A 14,850-nucleotide genomic window follows, 5' to 3' on the forward strand; every position below is an offset into this window, starting at 1 on the left:
GTCGGGTGAGCGTCCTGTGGGCGCTCCTGCGCGACAACAGGGTCTTCACCCCCGCTCCGGTCGCGCAGGCGGGTTGACTTCGTCATTGAGACTCCTGGACAGCTTGTTGGCGTCGACACCCTTCGAGCTACCAAGAGGCCCTGCTTTCATGCGCGACTGTCGCCGCAGTCACCCGATCGAGACCCCCGTTCGACCGACAGCCCTCAAGATCGGAACAACGACCTTTCAAGGCGTAGGCATGTAATCCCAGGGAAGCTCAACTCCCGTGACGGTGTGCAGCCGTGCCATGTCCTGCCGGTCCTTGTCCGTGGCTTCATAGCCGAGGTGGCACTGCACCTGCGTCGTCGCGTCGACACACGGGACCTGGCGCCCGCCGATGGTCCCGGTGACCGGTGCCGGGTAGTGGAACCATTCACCGCCCGGGAGAAGCTGCTGCCCGCCCTCGCGGGAGGAGCCGACGATGGGGTGCAGGTCGATCTCCCGGCCTGCACTGTCCGCGACGGCCAGCCCGGTGGGAAGCCAGTCCCGCAGGACCTCCGTGAACCCGGCTTCGACCAGCGCGTCCCGCACTACGTCGAGCTGGTCCGACAGGACGACCAGGTCGAGATCCGAATGGATTCGGGTTGTCTCCCCGATCAGGGCATCGACACCCCAGCCGCCGTCCACCCAGACTGCAGCCCCTGCGCTCTTGAGCAGGTCCAGCACTTCGAGTACATCGGATTCATTCAGCACCAGGGCACTCTGGCAGCGCAGACGATCTGTCGCCACCGAGATATCCGACGGTTCGGCGCGGTTGACCACCGGCTGCTGCCCGGTTCCAACCAGCGCGCGTCCTGGCTCACCCGTTCGATCAACAAACCCCATGATCGGTACGACAACGGATTCTGAGACTGCGGTAGTGCTCACCCAGGTCCGTGCTCGCGCTCGTGCGACAGGCCGCGAACTCTCCTTCCCGATCCTGCAGGCGATCACGGTCAAGGACGGGAAGATCACCGAGGTCCGTCCGTTCTACTGGGACACACGGGTCATCGCCGACGCCTGCGCAGCGCCGAGGGTGACCGGCTGATGAGAATGGTGAGTCCGCTGGTCACTACCACTGGTTGATGGCCGCTACCAGCACGGTTGCCGCATAGCGGACCGCGAGGGTCGTACCGTGCTGCCTCTCAGCAGACTGTCCCGGTGCCGTCCAGCGGCCCGGAGCGGGGTCGGCCACCAGCAAGGACACCCGATGGTCAAGAACCACGCGGAAGAACGCCGCCCGGGCCCGCGCCGCCGAGACCGGCGAGACCCACCAGGCCGCCGGCGCCGCGTGGCTCACGAGGCCGACGGCAGATCGCGCAGGGTGCCCGCGCACACCCCGTCAGATCGCCCATAGACACGCCCAACGCCTTTGTGAGGACCTCTTACCGCCAGTCGGTGGTGGCGGCGATGACGACCTGGGCCAAGGCCACGGGTTGATTGCGGGCGATGAGGTGTCCGGCGCCCGGATGAGCCGGACTGCGGTGTGGGGAGCCAGCCGCAGCAACTGGTCGATGTCCTCGTCGGTGAGCGACGAGCCGTTGTCGCCATGGACGAGCAGGACGGGCAGGTCGAGTTCCGCGGTGATCTGCCGTAGGCGGGGAACCTGGGCGAGGATGTCTTCGACGAGCTCGGTGTGGGTGCCGAGCAGGCCTGCGGAGGCGAGGAAGCGGCGGACCCTGGCGGGTTCGAGGCAGGGGACGACGTCGACCAGCACCAGCCCTGCCACCCTGGCTCGCACTGCCGGATCCATGAGGGCGGCGATGGCGGCGAGGCCGCCGAGTGAGGCACCGACGACCACGCTTGCTGGTGGCTCGGCGTGCACCATCGCGGTGATGTCGTCCGCGTACGAGGACAGCGTCCGAGCACGGCCCCCGCTGTCGCCGTGGCCTCGCTGATCGAAGGCCACGCACCGGTACCCGGCATCGACGAGGACCTCGCCGACCGGCCCCCACACCTGCCGGCGTTCGCCGCCGGCGTGAAGGAGTAGAAAGGTCGGTCCGGCACCGACCTCCTCCCCGCGCAGGATCACATCGGGGCGCGTGATCCGTCGTACTCGTGGCAAGGTAGGGCCGGTCATGAAACTGACACCTTCCCTCCGTGTCATGTGAGGTCCCAGGTGATCTTGGACAGTCGGCACAGGGATGTCTCTGTTCACGAGTTTCGGTTCTGGCTCAACTTCTGTGATCCAGCTACCCCGTAATTAGCCTCGGCACGGTACGCGTCAACGATCGTGAGCAGCAGTGACACGTTCGGGATGTCGGCTACTTTCTCGGAAGCGGCCGAGAACAGCTTGCCGGTTCTGCTGACGGTTACGCGGCCGCCCGTGGTCGACACCGTGGCCTCACTCCAGGGGATGAGGCCCCGCTTTCCCCGTATCCCGGCCTCGCTGATGGTGAACTTCCCGAAGGTCAGGGACTGTCCGTCGTCCAGCGCTGCTCGCGCGCTGGAGATCAGGGCGCGGGTGACCTGTTCTTCGGCCCGCCTGCCGAGGAGGGCGTACTGGCGGGCCGGCGAATCGGTACCTTCCGCATGCTCGTCGTAGGAGCCGGTGATCGGTATTCTCGTGCCGTTCGATCCGATCAGGGTGTACGAGAAGGACATCGACTCGCGTTTCAGCTGCGGGTGGCGGGTGACGGTGACGTCCCGGTACAGCTCTGTCGTCTCGTCCCAACGCAGCGCCAGCGGGGTGGCCCCCTGGTCGTGCCGGACAAGGCCGTGCTCGAACTCGTAGACCCGGTTCCCGGAGACCTGCTGACCGGGGACGGCGACCAGCGGAATGGCGAGGGTCTTGCAGTGCCGGCCGAGCCGCCGCTCACCGGCGATCCGGGCGATCTCGGGCGGCACGCCAGCCGGTTCGGAGCCGACCGCGGACCAGCCGGGCCGCCGAAAGCGGACGCGGCGCACGACGCCGCTGCGGTCGACGACGAGTCGGCACAGTTCCTTGTCCGCGGCCAGGACGTGCCAGCCTCGCCCGTCCGGAGCGTGCGTGTGGGCGTACAGCGAGAAGGAGTAGACGGTCTGGAGCCGCTCCGCCGCGACCTTGATCCCGCCGTCCCCGCCCGCGCGCGCATCGAGATGCTCTTGCAGATGCTCCTTGGCCTCGGCCTCGGTGCCGAAGAGCCGAGCATTGAAGGTCACCCTGAAGCCAAAGGCTGCATCAGCGTCCGGAACCACTGCGGCCCATCCCCAAGTCCCCACCTCCTCAGGCTAACTCGGCCGGACCACGAAGGCGTGACCGGGCGGCCGCTCCGGACGTCCGGGGCCTGCCGGTAGAGGGGTTGACCGGAGACCCTCGTCCTGCTTTGGCTCTCGGGCAGCCTCGCGCCCTCGACCGATGCGCGCAAACGACAAATACCGCCGCTTGGTGCGGGTTGATGCTGGTGGCTCGCCTGTTCACCTGTCGCCGGTTCGTCATGGGGACGGGCCTGCCGGTGACTCGGCGCATCTCGGCAGGGGTCAAGTCGGGTTCATCACCCAACCTTTTCCGTAGCGCCGGTCGCTGCGGCGCGTTCGATGGCCGCGAGCAGCCGGTGATGGGCTGCGGCGGTGTGGAAGTCGGGTTGGGGCCGGCGCCCTTCGGCGATCGACTCGGCGATCTCCTGGTAGAGGGCCGCGACGTTGGCGACCGGTCCACCGGCAGGGTCGAAGGGGACGGTCCGGTAGTGGTCGGGCACCCGCACCTGCTCGCCGTTGACCCGGATGTCCCAGTCGGTCCAGTGCATGTACGTGCCTGGTCGGGTGGGGGCAACCGCCACAGCGCCCTCGGATCCGACGAGCTTGATGAGGAAGCCGTCCGGGCTCCCACTGCCTCCGTGTACGGCGACGGACGCGGAGGCGCCGTTCTCCAGGACGCCGTGGAGCAGGACCTGTGCGGGCACACCCTTGGGCACCGTGCGGCCGGTTCCCGTGACGGCGACGTGGTCGTGCGGGCGGGGCAACCTCGCGGAGACCTCGACCAGCCTGCCGGCCATCCGGTGCAGGGTGGCCAGGAAGTGGCCGGCCATGATGGTCAGGAGTGAGGTGCCCGCAGTCGGGTCGGTGGTCCATGCCAGCTCCGGCGCGATCCGGGGGCCGCCCAGTGGGTCGCCGGCGGCGACCAGGACGGCCGATTCGAGTCGGCCGATCGCGCTGGCGGCGATCAGGTCGGCGACGTACCGGGCGTCCGGGGACTGGTACCCCTGCAGGTTCACGGCGTGCACGACACCGGCCGCACCGGCCGCTCGGACGAGGTCCTCCGCTTCTGCGGCGTCCACGCCCAACGGCCATTCGGACAGCACGTGCTTGCCCGCCTCCAGCGCGGCCCTGATCACCTCGGCGTGCCCGGAAGCCCGGACCGACACCACGACCAGGTCCACGTCGGGATGGGCAGCAAGGGCTTTGGCATCGGTGAAGGCGCGTGGTACGCCGTGGGCAGCCGCCGCCTTGTCGGCGCTGGCCCGGTTGGTCGTCGCGACCGCGGTCACCTCAAACGCGGCGAGTGCGGCGAGTGCGGGCAGGTGCGATGCACCGGCCCAGCCGCTCGCTCCCACAACCCCGACCCTGATCATGTGCCCTCCCCTAGTTCTGTACCGATCGATACGAAACTAGGAGAATCGGGGCCGGGATTCAAGGGGTAACGTACCGATAGGTAAAAAACTTGAGGAGGTGCCGCATGTCAGGCGGTCGCCCACGTGCCTTCGACCCGGAAACCGCGCTCGACCGGGCACTGGAGGTCTTCTGGCGGCAGGGCTACGAGGGGACGTCCCTGTCGGACCTGACCGCGGCCATGGACATCAACAGGCCGAGTCTGTACGCGGCTTTCGGCAACAAGGAACAGCTGTTCCGAAAAGTGCTCGACCGCTACTTCACCAGCCCCGGAGCCTTCGCCGCCGAGGCCCTCGAGGCGCCCACCGCGCAGACCGTGATCGAACGGCTGCTCCTCGGGGCCGTCGAGCTGACCACGGGGCGCGACACCCCGCACGGCTGCCTGAGCGTCAACAGCGTCCACGCCTGCGGCCCGGACTCCGAACCGATCCGCCAGGAGGTGATCGCACGGCGAATGGCCGGCGAAACCGCGCTCCGCCACCGCTTCGAGCAGGCAGCCGACCTCCCGGCAGACACCGATCCGCGCGTCCTCGCCCGGCTGGTGTACACCGTCACCGACGGCATCGCCGTACAGGCGGCGAGCGGCTGCACTCGCGACCAGCTGCACCAAGTGGCCGACCTGGCATTGCGTAGCCTGTTCCAACTGCCCAGCTGACCGGACGTCACTGCCTGTGGCAGCGGTACAGCCGTCAGCCCCAAGGGATCGCTTGGTGATCCGGGAACGCCTGCCGGTGGGGCGGCTCGGCCGCCGGAATCGGCGTCATGGGACACCGAGCGGTTGGCGCTCGCGTCCGGCTCCCGCGATCGGTGACGCCTGCTGGGCGTGTGCTCCCGCCCTGGTGACGGTGCCGTGTTTAGCGTTGGCGGTGATGAACGAGGCGACGCGTGAATCGTGATGCGGATCATCCAGGCACGTCACCTGGTGAGGACAGGCCGGATCTCCGGCTGTTCCTGGACGATCAGTCGGAGGGCATCGCTCAGCAGTTGCGTGCTCTGGCCAGGGCGAAGGACCGGCTGCAGGGGCTGCTGTCGGCGGTGCTGGCCATCGGCAGCGAGCTGGACCTGCCGACGGTGCTGCACCGTATCGTCACGACCGCCATGGACTTGGCCGACGCGCGCTACGGCGCGCTCGGCGTGCTCGCACCCTCTGGCGACCACCTGGAGCAGTTCGTCACCGCCGGCCTGACCGACGACGAACGCGGGGCCCTCGCCGGGATCGACTTCCCCCACGGCTGCGGCGTCCTCGGGCACCTGATCCACCACCCCGAGCCGCTGCGGGTGGACGACATCCCCTCCCACCCGGCCTCGGTCGGATTCCCGCCCGGCCATCCGCCCATGCGCGCCCTGCTCGGCGTGGCGGTCAGCGTCCGCGGCGAAATCTACGGCGACCTCTACCTCTCCGAACGCCATGACGGCCGGCCGTTCGACCAGGACGACGAAGAGGTCGTACGCGCCCTCGCCGGAGCCGCCGGCATCGCCATCGAGAACGCCCGCCTGTTCAGCTACATGCGCGACAGCGCCGAACAGTTCCAGCGCCTGCTGCTGCCCACCCTGCCGGACCTCACCCCGTTCTCCGGCGCCGCGATCTACCGCACCGCCGCCGAACCGGCGAGCGTCGGCGGCGACTGGTACGACGCCGCCGTCCTGCCCGACCACGCCTGCGCGGCCGTCATCGGCGACGTCGTCGGCCACGACCTGCAGGCTGCCGCCGCCATGGCCCAGACCCGCAACATGCTCCGCGCCCTGCTCTACATCCGCAAGACGCCGCCCAGCGCGGTGCTGACCCAGCTCGACCACACCGTCCAGGCCATCACCGACCTGCCCGTCACCACCGCGCTGCTGGCCCGGATCGAACCCGCCGCCGACGGCTGGACCCTCCACTGGACCACCGCCGGCCACCTCCCCCCGCTCATCCTCACGCCCGACGGACCCGCCCGGTACCTGCACGCCGAACCTGGCATCCCTCTCGGCGTCGACCCCGACATCCGTCGCCCCGACCACACCCACCTCCTGCCCGGTGGCACCACCGTCCTGCTCTTCACCGACGGCCTCGTCGAACACCCCGATCACGCCATCGACGACCGCCTCGCAGCCCTTGCCGACCTCGCCGCCGCCCACGCCCACCAGCCCCTGGACGACCTCGTCCGCACCCTCGCCGACAACCACCCCAGCGACGGCCACGACGACATGGCCATCCTGGCCATCCGCACCCCCACCGAAGACCGACTCGACGGGCCGCTCCTGGTCGAAGGGTGACGCCGGGCCGGCGGCGGCCGCCGAGGGCGTCCCGAGCGCAGGCCCGATCGACCGCACCGTCCGCGTGATGCCGCAGCTGCGAAACCATGGCCGCATGACCCCCGCAGCCTTGACGGACGACCGAGAGGCACCCCCGGGCGGAGCCCGCCGACCGGGGCGGCTGGGCTGCCGGTCACCGCAGCCCCGCCACCCGGCCGTCCGCCCGGTCCTCCCTCCGGTCCTCCGCCCGGTCGTCCGTGCCGAAGGTGCGGCGGTAGGAGGCGGGTGAGACGCCGAGCGCCGCCCGCATGTGGGCGCGCAGGGAGTTCGCGGTGCCGAAGCCGGCCCGGTGGGCGACCAGGTCGATGGAGAGGTCCGTGGTCTCCAGGAGCTGTTTGGCCAGTTCGAGCCGCTGAGCGGTGAGCCACTGGACCGGGGTCATGCCGACCTCGTCGCGAAAGCGCCGGGTGAAGGAGCGCAGGCTCATCCGGGCGTGCTCGGCGAGCCGGCCGAGGGGCAGCGGTTCGCCGAGATGGTCGAGGGCCCAGGCCCGGGTGGCGCTCGTGTCGGCGATGGCGGGGTCGGGGACCGGACGGTCGATGTACTGGGCCTGCCCGCCGTCCCGCCACGGCGGTACCACGCACATCCGGGCGGTCCGGTTGGCGACGGCCGCGCCGTGGTCGCGGCGGATGATGTGCAGGCACAGGTCGACGCCAGCGGCCACCCCCGCGGAGGTGAGCACGTCGCCGTCGTCGACGAAGAGCACCTCCTCGTCGACCCTGACCGCCGGGTAGGCGCGGCGAAACTCGGGGGCGAGGTTCCAGTGGGTGGTCGCGGGTCGCCCGTCGAGCAGCCCGGCCGCGGCGAGCACGTAGGAGCCGGAGCAGATGGACACCAGCCGGGTGCCGGGGCGGATGCGGGCGACGGCCGCGGTGACCTCGGGCGGCAGCGGACCGCCGCGCCCCAGCTCCGGCATCGCGTGGGTGGGCGGGACGACCACGGTGTCGGCCGCGGCCAGGGCTTCCGGGCCGGCGGCCGGCTGCACGGTGAAGCCGGCGTCGCTGAGGACGGCGCTTCCGTCGGCGGTGCAGACCGTGACCTCGTAGAGCGGGCGGCCCTCGGCGTCCTGGGCGCTGCCGAAGACGCGCGAGGGGATGCCGAGTTCGAACGGCGGGACCCCGGGCAGGGCCAGCACGGCGATCCGGTGCGGCCCGGGCACCGCCGCCGCCCGGTGCGAGGTGTTCTGCGGTGCTTCGTCCCGGATCCGTCCCATGGCCAGATCCTGTCACATAGTGGCCGGACGGCCAACACCATGGACGCCCCGGATGCCGGAGGGTTGACCCCGTCGTGCCGGGGACCCCGGCGGTGAAGCGAATCGACCGGTCCGGCCGGACCGGGGAGAACGAGGCGTACGGACATGCGTGCAGTGGTGGTGGAGCAGTGGGGCGGACCCGAGCAGCTGGTCGAGCGGGAGCTGGCGCGGCCCGAGCCCGGGCTGAACGAGGTCCTGGTGCGGGTGCACGCGGCCGGGGTGAACCCGGTGGACTGGAAGACCCGGGCGAGCGGGGGCCTGATCGAGTGGGGCGACGTACCGGCGGTCGGCTGGGACGTGTCCGGCACCGTGGCGGCGGTCGGCCCGGGGGTGGGCGTCCACCGCCCCGGCGACGAGGTCTACGGGATGCCGCTGTTCCCCCGCCAGGCGGGCGCGTACGCGGAGTACGTGGTGGCACCGGCCAGGCACCTCGCCCCGAAGCCGACGAACCTGACGCACGTGGAGGCGGCGGCCCTGCCGCTGGCCGGACTGACCGCCTGGCAGGCCCTGGTCGACGCGGCGGACGTGCGCCCCGGTGAACGGGTGCTGGTGCACGCCGCGGCCGGCGGGGTCGGCCACCTGGCCGTCCAGATCGCCAAGGCCCGCGGCGCCCACGTCATCGGCACGGCCAGCGCGGGCAAGCACGGGCTGCTGCGCGAACTGGGTGCGGACCAGGTCGTCGACTACCGGGCGGTGCGGTTCGAGGACGCCGTGTCCGACGTGGACGTGGTGCTCGACGGGCTCGGCGGCGAGATCGCCGAGCGCTCCCTGGCGGTCCTGCGGCCCGGCGGCCGGCTGATCACCCTGCCCGGCCCGGACGACGTGCCCGCCGCCCGCGACGGCGTACGGGCCGACTGGGTCCTCGTGGAACCCGACCACCTGGGCCTGCGCGAGCTGACCGCCCTGGCCGACCGGGGCGCACTGCGGCCCGTGGTCGAGACCGTCCTTCCGCTCGGCCAGGCGGCGAAGGCCCACGAACTCGGCGAGCGGGGCCGCACCACCGGCAAGATCGTCCTGACCGTCGTCTGACCGGTCGGCCGGGCGGCAGGCACCCACCCTCCGCCCGGCTGCTCGGGTCTGCCCGCGGGCCGCCCGTCCAGCGCAGTGGCGGAGACGGCGAGGCCGGCCCCTGCTACCGGGCCAGGGCTTCGGGCGCGACGCCGGCGGCCTTCGACCTGCGGACCTTGACCTTGGCCTTGGTCAGCCGTGTGAGCGCGGCCGAGACGTCGGCGGCCTGGGCGTCGGTGAAGGCCGCTTTGAGGATGGTCGCGGCCACGGGCGCTCCGCCCGGCCTCTTCACCAGGACCGACCAGGCCAGGGGGGTGTCGGTGGCTCGGGTGACCGACACCCACGGGAACCTCAGCTCCCCGGACGCCGTCCGGATGACAGCCTCCTGATCGGTCATCACGACCGACGTGGGACCCGCCTGGCGCTGGGCGGCACGGGAAGCGGCCTTCTTGGCGACCACGGTGATGTTCTGGACCTGGATCAGGCAGGCGATGAGCGCGGCGACCGCGAAGAGGACACCGCCCGCCGCCAGGCAGAGCAGAGCGAGCAGCAACCAGGCACCGGCGACCGCCCAGCGCACTGCCGGTGCGGGGACGTTGGCTCTCACCGCGGTGGCGAGCTCCTCAGGTGCTGCGTCGTACTCCACCTGGACGTTCATGTTCGTTTCGTTCCTTCGTTCGCAAGAGGGCACATCATGGCCGGGGCGCCGCGCCCGACACAAATGCGATGCGGCTGCGCGGCCCGGGCCGCCTTCACCGCGCAACTGTCGGGGGCGGGCTGCGGCGGGGCGGCGAATGTGCCAAGAGAGGGCCTTCGGGGCACCAAGCGGATGAATCATGCATCGCGGACGACTGGCGCGCCGGGATCCGGGATAGGGGGGACAGGGCCCGTTGGCGTCGTGGTCACGCGGCGGCCCGGGCCCGCATGCGCACGGCCCCCGGAACGTGATGTGGAAAGCGAGCCCGATGTCCTGTCCGCTCCCCCGGCCGGCACCCGCTGCGAGGCCCCTGTTCGCGGTGGAGGGGGTGGACCCCGACGTGCCGGGCGCGGTCGGCCGGGTGCTCGACGAGCACTTCGACCGGTGGGTCGTTCGAGCTGCTGCCATCGACGGGACGTTCGCCGCCGACATCGCGCGCCGGGTGGCGGCGTTCACCCGGCGCGGTGGCAAGCGAACCCGGGCGCAGTTCCTCTGGTGGGCGATGCGTGCTTGCCGCTCCGGGGACGTGCCGGGCGGCGCGGCCCTGACCACTGCCGCCGCGGTGGAGCTGTTGCAGACCTGCGCGCTCGTTCAGGACGACGTCATGGACGGCTCCGACAGGCGCCGCGGCGGGCAGGCCCTCCACGCGGACGTGGCCGCGCAGTACGCACCTGGTGCCGGTGCCCGGCCGGCGGCGGACCTGGGGGCCTGCTCGGGTGTCCTGGCCGGGGATCTGGCTCTCGTGTGGGCCGACGATCTCGTCTTCACGGCGCTGGCGCAGGTGCGCCCGCACCGGCGCGAGCAGGTGCGGGACATCTGGTCGAACCTTCGGCTGGAGCTGGTGGCCGGTCAGTACATGGACTTCCATGGCCAGGTGACCCGCTCCCGTTCGCCGGGGCGGGCGGTGCGGACCGCGTGCCTGAAGAGTGCGATGTACTCGGTGGAACGGCCCATCCACCTGGGTGCCGCGCTGGCCGGTGCCGACCGGCAGCAGACGGGGGCCCTGCGCCGGGCGGGCCGTTGTGCGGGCATCGCCTTCCAGCTCAGGGACGACCTCGACGGGCTCTTCGGGGATCCGGCGGACACCGGCAAGCCCTGCGGTGACGACGTGCGAGCGGGCAAACCCACGTTCCTCGTCGCGGTGGCGCACGCCCGGGCCGTCGCTCGCCGTGACAGCGCGTCCTTGGATGTGCTCGGGCGCTGCCTGGGCGATCCGGACCTGGACGACGGCGGCCTGGCAGAGGTCCGGCGGGTCCTGGTCTCCACCGGGGCCCGGGCGGCGGTCCAGGCCAGGATCGAGCGCCTGTCCGAGCGCAGCCTGGAGCACTTGGAGAGAGCCCGGCCACAGGCTCCGGGCGCCGAACGGCTGGCGGACCTGCTGAGGGCGGCGGCGGGACTGGCGCGTGGTCCGCTCCGCGGTGAAGAGGGCGGCCCGTGAGCCGCGCCGCGCCGGCGGCCGATCACGTCGTCGTCGTGGGAGCCGGCCTGGCCGGGCTGTCGGCAGCCTGTCACCTGATCGGTGCGGGACGGCGCGTCACCGTGGTCGAGCGGGGGGACGTGCCCGGCGGCCGGGCGGGGCGCATCCGCCGCGGCGGCTACCACTTCGACACCGGCCCCACCGTGCTGACCATGCCGCACCTGGCCGACGAGGCGTTCCGGGCCGTCGGCACCTCGCTGCGCGAGCACGTCGACCTGCTGCCGCTGCGCCCGGCTTACCGAGCCCGCTTCGCGGACGGCAGCGCATTGGACGTGCACACGGACGCGCAGGCGATGGAGGCCGAGGTGGAGCGCTTCGCCGGGCCGCGGGAGGCGGCGGGCTACCGGGAGCTGCGCCACTGGCTCACCCGGCTCTACCACGCGCAGATGCGGCGCTTCATCGACACCAACTTCGACTCTCCCTGGCAGCTGCTCAACCCGGACCTGGCCCGCCTGGCGGCGCTGGGCGGATTCGGCCGGCTCGCCCCGCGGATCGGACGCCATCTGCGCGACGAGCGGCTGCGCCGGGTGTTCTCCTTCCAGTCCCTTTACGCCGGGGTGGCTCCGGGCCGAGCGCTGGCCGCCTACGCGGTCATCGCCTACATGGACACCGTGGCCGGGGTGTGGTTCCCGCGCGGCGGCATGCACGCCCTTGCCCGGGCGATGGCGGGGGCCGTCGCGGCGGCTGGTGCCGGGTTCCGGTACGGGAGCACGGTCGTGCGTCTGGAGCGGTCGGGGCAGCGGGTGACGGCCGTCGTCACGGACCGCGAGCGCATCCCGTGCGACGCGGTCGTGCTCACGCCCGACCTGTCCGCGACGTACCGGCTGCTGGGACGGGCGCCGCGCCGTTGGACGCCGTTGCGGTTCTCGCCGTCGGCGGTCGTCCTCCACCTGGGCACTGACCGCACCTGGCCCCAACTGGCGCACCACACCCTGTCGTTCGGCCATGCCTGGGAACGGACCTTCGACGAACTGACACGTACCGGGGAGCTGATGACGGACCCCTCGCTCCTGATCACCCGGGCGACGGTCACCGATCCGTCGCTCGCCCCGGCCGGCCGGCACACCCACTACGTCCTGGCGCCGGCGCCCAACACCGTCGTCGGCCCGGACGCCGCGGCCTGGAACGACCTGGCGCCGGGCTACCGCCTCCACCTGCTGGACACCCTGGAGCAGCGCGGTCTCACCGGCATCGCCGGGGCCGTCGAGGAGGAGTGCCTGGTGACTCCGGCCGACTGGACGGCCCTGGGGTACGCGGCGGGCACACCCTTCTCCGTGGCCCACACCTTCACCCAGACCGGTCCGTTCCGGCCGCGCAACCTGGTGCGGGGGCTGGAGAACGCGGTGGTGGCCGGCTGCGGCACCACCCCGGGCGTCGGCGTTCCCACGGTGCTGATCAGCGGGAAGCTCGCCGCCGCCCGCCTCATCGGCACGCCGCGCCCGGGCCGCCGCGTACCAGCGCCCGCGGCCCTTCCCGGTCGGCGGGGCGGCGCATGACGGCCCGTGAACTGGACGCCGCGGGCGTGACGGCGCCGGCCCTGCGGGCGGCGTACACCGCCTGTCGCGACCTCAACGCCCGGCACGGGCGCACCTACTTCCTGGCCGCTCGGCTGCTGCCGGTGGAGTGCCGGTGCGCCGTCCACGCCCTGTACGGCTTCGCGCGCTGGGCGGACGAGATCGTCGACGGGCTGGACCGGCAGGAGACGCCCGTCGAGCGGGACCGCCGGCTGGGGCTGCTGGAGGAGGACCTGGCCGCGGGCCTGCGGGGCGGCGGCGCGGACCAGCCGGTGGTGCGGGCGGTCGCGGACACCGCCGGCCGGTACGGCATCGACCCGGAGTTGTTCACCGACTTCCTGGCCTCGATGCGCGCCGACCTCACCGTCACCGACTACCCGACCTACCAGGACCTCTACCGCTACATGCACGGTTCGGCGGCGGTGATCGGCCTGCAGATGCTGCCCGTGCTCGGGACGGTGACGGGCCGGGCCGAGGCCGAGCCGTACGCGGCGGCCCTCGGAGTGGCGTTCCAGCTGACCAACTTCCTGCGCGACGTGGGTGAGGACCTGGACCGCGGCCGGGTCTACCTGCCCGGCGACCTGCTCGCGGCCCACGGGGTGGACCGGCCGCTGCTGGAGTGGAGCCGGCGCACCGGCCGTGACGACGCCCGCATCCGGACGGCCCTGGTCGCCGCCGCCGGGGTGGCCCGCGGCGTCTACCGGGACGCGGAGCCGGGCATCGCGATGCTGGATCCCAGGGTCCGGCCCTGCATCCGGACCGCCTTCGTGCTCTACGGCGGCATCTTGGACGCGATCGCCGGGGACGGGTACGCGGTGCTGCACCGGCGTTCGGCGGTGCCGGTGCGCCGGCGCGCCGCAGTCGCGGCGGCGGGGCTGGCGCGCGTGCTGGCCGCCCGGGGGCGGGCGGCTGTGCGGGGCGACCTGCCCGCCGACCCGCCGCCCTGCCGTTCGGCGGGCCCGGGCGGCCGGAGGGCAGGGCGGTGAGCGCGTGGCCCGGGCGGCAGTGGACCTCGCCGCTGCGGCTGCGCCGGGGCCCCGCCTGGGCGCGGCAGGAGCCGTCGTGGCAGGCGGCGAAGCCGGCACTGATCGCCTCGGCCCTGGAACGGGCGGCGTCCCGGCCGTTCGGGAACTGGTACGTGGTCGGCGCGGCCGGGAGCATCGCCTCCCGCGGCCGCCCGTGCGGACGCCTGGTGGGCGGGACGGAGGTGGTGCTCTGGCGGGACGGCGGCGGGACGCTGCGGGCCGGGTCGGGGATCTGTCCGCACCTGGGCGCACCGCTCAGGGACGGCCGGGTGGTGGGCGGCACACTGGTGTGCCACTGGCACGGTCTGGTGCTCGACGGCGGTCGGACCGCCGGGTGGAAGCGCTACCCGGTCTACGAGGACGGGGTGCTGGCCTGGGTGCGGCTGGACGCCGTCGGCGGCGAGGAGCCCTGGCAGCAGCCGGCGGTGCCGCGGCGCCCCGCCCCGAAGGGGGCCGTCACCGCGGTGTACACCGCGGTGGGCCGGTGCGAGCCCGAGGACGTGGTGGCCAATCGGCTCGACCCGTGGCACGGCTCCTGGCTGCATCCCTACGCGTTCGCGGACCTCAGGGTGGTGGAGGTGCCGGACGGCGCCGGGGCCGGGCAGGACGGGTTCGTCGTCGACGTGTCGTTCCGGGTGGCGGGACGGCTGGTCGTACCGGTGCGTGCGGTGTTCACCGCGCCCGGGCCGCGGACCGTCGTGATGCGCATCGCCGAGGGCGAGGGAGCCGGCTCGGTGGTGGAGACCCATGTCACCGCGCTCACCGCCCCCTTCTCCCCCGCCCCGCGTTCGGCGGTCGTGGAGGCGGTGGTCGCCTCGTCCGGACGGCGCGGCTTCGCCGTGGCCCGGGCGCTCGCTCCGGTCCTGCGGCCGGTGGTGCGCCGTACGGCCGGGCGGTTGTGGCGCGACGACCTGGCCTATGCCGAGCGCCGCTGGGCCCTGCGCAGCACCGGCCGCTTCCCCGGATGAGCGCCCGGG

The 14,850-nt window shown here is 72.6% G+C and carries 13 protein-coding genes and 1 pseudogene; 8 read left to right on the forward strand and 6 right to left on the reverse strand.

Features of this window, described 5'->3' with window-relative positions; all coding sequences use genetic code 11:
- Positions 1-225: 225 nt before the first annotated feature.
- The gene (locus ACGF07_RS33775; RefSeq protein ID WP_392905168.1) at positions 226-864 is read right to left on the reverse strand and encodes a nucleotidyltransferase domain-containing protein; all 639 of its coding nucleotides are present in this window, start codon (positions 862-864) and stop codon (positions 226-228) included.
- Positions 865-886: 22 nt separating this feature from the next.
- On the opposite strand from ACGF07_RS33775, the pseudogene ACGF07_RS33780 reads away from it, so the two are divergent.
- Positions 887-1,066 (forward strand): annotated as a pseudogene (locus ACGF07_RS33780) (nuclear transport factor 2 family protein); the annotation flags it as partial.
- A 294-nt stretch (positions 1,067-1,360) separates the two neighbouring features.
- Here the strand turns inward: ACGF07_RS33780 and ACGF07_RS33785 are convergent.
- The 3 genes from ACGF07_RS33785 to ACGF07_RS33795 all read right to left on the reverse strand — a co-directional run bounded on the left by ACGF07_RS33785 (position 1,361) and on the right by ACGF07_RS33795 (position 4,568).
- On the reverse strand, positions 1,361-2,098 hold the full coding sequence (locus tag ACGF07_RS33785; RefSeq protein ID WP_392905170.1) for an alpha/beta fold hydrolase: 738 nt from the start codon (positions 2,096-2,098) through the stop codon (positions 1,361-1,363).
- Positions 2,099-2,172: 74 nt separating this feature from the next.
- On the reverse strand, positions 2,173-3,195 hold the full coding sequence (locus tag ACGF07_RS33790) for a DUF6585 family protein (RefSeq protein WP_392905172.1): 1,023 nt from the start codon (positions 3,193-3,195) through the stop codon (positions 2,173-2,175).
- Positions 3,196-3,491: 296 nt separating this feature from the next.
- Entirely contained in the window at positions 3,492-4,568 is a 1,077-nt protein-coding gene (locus tag ACGF07_RS33795; protein WP_392905175.1) for a Gfo/Idh/MocA family protein, read from the reverse strand.
- 104 nt (positions 4,569-4,672) lie between these two features.
- Here ACGF07_RS33795 and ACGF07_RS33800 point away from each other — a divergent pair, with 104 nt between their 5' ends.
- Positions 4,673-5,260 carry a TetR/AcrR family transcriptional regulator gene (locus ACGF07_RS33800; protein WP_392905178.1) on the forward strand — a complete coding sequence of 196 codons (588 nt, stop codon included), beginning with the start codon at positions 4,673-4,675 and terminating at the stop codon, positions 5,258-5,260.
- A gap of 329 nt (positions 5,261-5,589) precedes the next feature.
- Positions 5,590-6,861, forward strand: a complete 1,272-nt coding sequence (locus ACGF07_RS33805; RefSeq protein ID WP_392905181.1) for a PP2C family protein-serine/threonine phosphatase — start codon at positions 5,590-5,592, stop codon at positions 6,859-6,861.
- A 172-nt stretch (positions 6,862-7,033) separates the two neighbouring features.
- Here the strand turns inward: ACGF07_RS33805 and ACGF07_RS33810 are convergent, their stop codons facing one another.
- Positions 7,034-8,113 carry a GlxA family transcriptional regulator gene (locus tag ACGF07_RS33810; RefSeq protein WP_392905184.1) on the reverse strand — a complete coding sequence of 360 codons (1,080 nt, stop codon included), beginning with the start codon at positions 8,111-8,113 and terminating at the stop codon, positions 7,034-7,036.
- Positions 8,114-8,257: 144 nt separating this feature from the next.
- Between ACGF07_RS33810 and ACGF07_RS33815 the strand changes: the two genes are divergently transcribed.
- On the forward strand, positions 8,258-9,181 hold the full coding sequence (locus ACGF07_RS33815; RefSeq protein ID WP_392905187.1) for an NADP-dependent oxidoreductase: 924 nt from the start codon (positions 8,258-8,260) through the stop codon (positions 9,179-9,181).
- Between the two features lie 103 nt (positions 9,182-9,284).
- Here the strand turns inward: ACGF07_RS33815 and ACGF07_RS33820 are convergent, their stop codons facing one another.
- Positions 9,285-9,818 carry a hypothetical protein gene (locus tag ACGF07_RS33820; RefSeq protein ID WP_392905189.1) on the reverse strand — a complete coding sequence of 178 codons (534 nt, stop codon included), beginning with the start codon at positions 9,816-9,818 and terminating at the stop codon, positions 9,285-9,287.
- A gap of 367 nt (positions 9,819-10,185) precedes the next feature.
- On the opposite strand from ACGF07_RS33820, the gene ACGF07_RS33825 reads away from it, so the two are divergent.
- Genes ACGF07_RS33825 through ACGF07_RS33840 form a run of 4 tightly spaced genes read left to right on the forward strand, consistent with a single transcriptional unit; the run spans position 10,186 to position 14,841 of the window.
- On the forward strand, positions 10,186-11,295 hold the full coding sequence (locus ACGF07_RS33825) for a polyprenyl synthetase family protein (protein WP_392905191.1): 1,110 nt from the start codon (positions 10,186-10,188) through the stop codon (positions 11,293-11,295).
- Positions 11,292-12,830: a phytoene desaturase family protein gene (gene crtI / locus ACGF07_RS33830; RefSeq protein WP_392905193.1), complete on the forward strand. Its 1,539-nt coding sequence runs from the start codon at positions 11,292-11,294 to the stop codon at positions 12,828-12,830. The genes ACGF07_RS33825 and crtI overlap by 4 nt, the downstream gene beginning before the upstream one ends.
- Positions 12,827-13,834 carry a phytoene/squalene synthase family protein gene (locus tag ACGF07_RS33835; protein ID WP_392905195.1) on the forward strand — a complete coding sequence of 336 codons (1,008 nt, stop codon included), beginning with the start codon at positions 12,827-12,829 and terminating at the stop codon, positions 13,832-13,834. Before crtI ends, ACGF07_RS33835 begins: the two co-directional genes overlap by 4 nt.
- On the forward strand, positions 13,831-14,841 hold the full coding sequence (locus ACGF07_RS33840; protein WP_392905198.1) for a DUF5914 domain-containing protein: 1,011 nt from the start codon (positions 13,831-13,833) through the stop codon (positions 14,839-14,841). The genes ACGF07_RS33835 and ACGF07_RS33840 overlap by 4 nt, the downstream gene beginning before the upstream one ends.
- Positions 14,842-14,850 lie beyond the last annotated feature (9 nt).

The organism is Kitasatospora sp. NPDC048194 (assembly GCF_043202455.1).
In the GTDB taxonomy this organism is placed as follows: domain Bacteria; phylum Actinomycetota; class Actinomycetes; order Streptomycetales; family Streptomycetaceae; genus Kitasatospora.

Coding starts and splice junctions, on each gene's coding strand:
- ACGF07_RS33815 (WP_392905187.1), top strand. CDS start 8,258: ATGCGTGCAGTGGTGGTGGAGCAGTGGGGCGGACCCGAGCAGCTGGTC.
- ACGF07_RS33785 (WP_392905170.1), bottom strand. CDS start 2,098: ATGACCGGCCCTACCTTGCCACGAGTACGACGGATCACGCGCCCCGAT.
- ACGF07_RS33795 (WP_392905175.1), bottom strand. CDS start 4,568: ATGATCAGGGTCGGGGTTGTGGGAGCGAGCGGCTGGGCCGGTGCATCG.
- ACGF07_RS33810 (WP_392905184.1), bottom strand. CDS start 8,113: ATGGGACGGATCCGGGACGAAGCACCGCAGAACACCTCGCACCGGGCG.
- ACGF07_RS33820 (WP_392905189.1), bottom strand. CDS start 9,818: ATGAACGTCCAGGTGGAGTACGACGCAGCACCTGAGGAGCTCGCCACC.
- ACGF07_RS33800 (WP_392905178.1), top strand. CDS start 4,673: ATGTCAGGCGGTCGCCCACGTGCCTTCGACCCGGAAACCGCGCTCGAC.
- ACGF07_RS33835 (WP_392905195.1), top strand. CDS start 12,827: ATGACGGCCCGTGAACTGGACGCCGCGGGCGTGACGGCGCCGGCCCTG.
- ACGF07_RS33775 (WP_392905168.1), bottom strand. CDS start 864: ATGGGGTTTGTTGATCGAACGGGTGAGCCAGGACGCGCGCTGGTTGGA.